2 protein-coding genes are annotated in these 2583 nt (G+C 64.2%); both read right to left on the bottom strand.

Translation table 11 applies throughout. From position 1 onward, the window contains the following. Positions 1–85: 85 nt before the first annotated feature. Positions 86–1402, bottom strand: coding sequence for a HipA domain-containing protein (locus HMPREF1494_RS05705; RefSeq protein WP_231495347.1), 1317 nt, complete (start codon positions 1400–1402; stop codon positions 86–88). Positions 1403–1568: 166 nt separating this feature from the next. Continuing rightward, complete coding sequence (locus HMPREF1494_RS05700) at positions 1569–2462, bottom strand: hypothetical protein (protein WP_034520797.1); 894 nt, start codon at positions 2460–2462, stop codon at positions 1569–1571. Positions 2463–2583 lie beyond the last annotated feature (121 nt).

Here is a 2583-nt window from a genome sequence, read left to right as displayed (position 1 = left end):
GATCCCGGACAGACCTTCCGTCATACCCACATGCACCGAACGGGTCGAAAGACGATAATAAGGACACCGGAAACGGAGAGGAACGCTACCGCGGCCCGGCATCGTCGGCGACGGAAAGGGCCGGTCCGGGGAAAGGATCCTCCGCATCCGAGGGCGACGGCATGGGAAGATCGTCTGTCGACCGGTCCGGCGTAGGCCGGGAGATGGTGAAACATGTGGTTCCATGATTGGATGAGACCGTCTCGTCACGGACCGTCACGGCCGTTGCGACACGCTTCACAAGGCTCGACCTGATCGCTTCGATACGGACCGGGGAAAGCATGCCGTTGGCCGTCAGACGGTGGGCCACCTCGTCGGGCCAATCCGCCAGAACGTCAAGATCGTACCTCGACCAATCCGCGATGAGACGCAGCTGACGCAACGCCGTAGGGGTCTTATAGGTCGAATAGAACGGTTTCGTCCTGTAATCGGCGTTGTCCACCCTCAACTCGCCGGCCCACAGGCTCATCCCCGTATCGAACAACGGGGCGGGCCGCACCTCAAGACTGTCCACGTTCCTGATCAGGCCGAAATTGTTGTAATGCCTGTCGATGTTACGGACCAGCCAGTCCACGAGAAGCCAATCGTCGGTCGCGTCGCTGACGGCTTTGCGCGCGCAACCCAGCGAGACCGCGTCCGACAGCCATTGATCCCGCATGCTCAGCCTGTTGTCACGCTTGATGGATCCCATGAGCTGCCATGCGGAGATCAGTTCCTCGTCACGGGAGAGCATCTCGTCGCATAGGCTGACGGGACGGTTGTCGTATTCCCCGAGCCGGTACTCCACGGCCCGGATGCCCAATCCGCGCGCGAGACGTGAGGCTATGAGCTCGTTGACGGGTTCCTGTCCGGTCCTGCCGCCCTTGACGAGGACCCTCACACCGGACGGGCCGATGGTCCAACGTTTGGGCAGGTCGCCGCCGGTGGACGCGTCCGGCACGTTGAGGCTGAACCCGTGGGACGAGGAGACAGGGGTGAGCAGCATTCGCCCGAACTCCTCGTCGAATGGATTGTCGAAGAAGTTGACGTCCTCCCAACGTACCGGGTCGGAAGCGTCCTTGACCCAATACTGGTCGGATAGGCTCAACCCGTACGACCGGTTCAGCAGATCCACCGTGGAACGCACCCCAAGGAGATCCAACGCGCGGCGGATGCCGTCCCGCGAGGAGGGGATGGCCCGCCGGCGCCACCACATGTCGACCCGTTTCGCGTAGACCGCGCTCTTGCCGTGCGTGGTCAATTCCAACGGAAGCCTCGCCCTGTCCAGGATCGTGCCGGTCCCGACGGCGCAGGCGCGACGTCGGTCGTAATCGAAGGAAAGCACCGGGCGACGTGCGCACATCAGAAGACGTTCGACGCTCATCAAAACCACCTTCCCGCCCAACGGGCCACGACGGACACGACCACATGCCTCATACTACCCGCCAAAACCCGGATCGGCCCCGCCCTACGGGAATCTCAGGCGTCCACAGGCAGGACGAACAGCTCGCCGCCCACGGTCTAAAGGTTCTTTTCCCCGGTCCGGGCGTTCATCCGAGGATACGGCCGGCAATCTCGAGAAGGCGTTCGTCCCTTCTGCCATGTGTCAGCGTCCGGGTCCGTTCGAGCCAGTCGGCCTCGGCCGTGATGCGCAGGTCTGAGGCCACCTCGCGACCGTCGACGTCGACCCGCGCGTCGAAGACCTCACGCTCGTCGCCGTCGCCGTCACCGTCCGGGCTGAAGGTACGGTCGTAGATGACGAACGACGTCTCCGTGAAGCGGCCGGACGCGCGCCTCACCTGCACATAGCGGTTCCCCCTTGGCTCCAGGGACACGAGCCCGGACCGGTCCAGCAGCCCATGGAGCCGTGATCCGCGACGGACGTAACGTCCCATGAGCTTCTGGGAGCCGGCCGGCCAGAACAGCATCTGCGGCAGGTTCTGGTACGAGGCGACGTAGTAGCGCCAGCCCTCGTTCGCCCGCCATCCGCGCAGCATCTCCTCCGCATATGCGCGACCGAGATGGATCCCGGAGGACAGCTCCCATGCCAGGGCGACGTTGTCGAACTCGCTGCGCATGAGCCCGTAGAGCGCGAGGCCGTGCGGGTCCGACGGACCGCGCTTGCGCCAGGAATTGACCCTATGGCCCGGATCCGCATACCTGCAGGCCCGGTAGGCGTCCCCGTCGTATTCCGCCAGTCCCGGCACATCGTGCCCGCAGTGCCTGCCGAACGGGCGGCGTGGCCGGTCCATGCCACGCTCGTTCCGGTACAGGCCGATCAGCACGATGGAGTTGTCGCAGGCCGGGCAGACGGCGTAATAGACGTTCCGTCCATCCCCGCGGACCGACTTGTAGGGTTCCCTTCCTCCCGTCGTCTTCATGAAGTTCACGGCGTTGATCTCAAACACCTCCCCTAGACCAGTGCGGGTCTTGAACGCGAACATCGGACGGCGGCCTTCCGTTATGAATCATTGGTACTGGTTCCTTACCTTAATCCACCAGTCCGCCGGCAACTCGGGCACCGCGCCCTCGCGCTCGGCGAACGCCAGTGCGGCCAGCACGGTT

The organism is Bifidobacterium sp. MSTE12 (genome assembly GCF_000513015.1).
Lineage (GTDB): Bacteria > Actinomycetota > Actinomycetes > Actinomycetales > Bifidobacteriaceae > Bifidobacterium > Bifidobacterium dentium.
The sequence above is the reverse complement of the archived record's forward strand: the minus strand, read 5'-3'. Positions and strand labels throughout refer to the sequence as shown.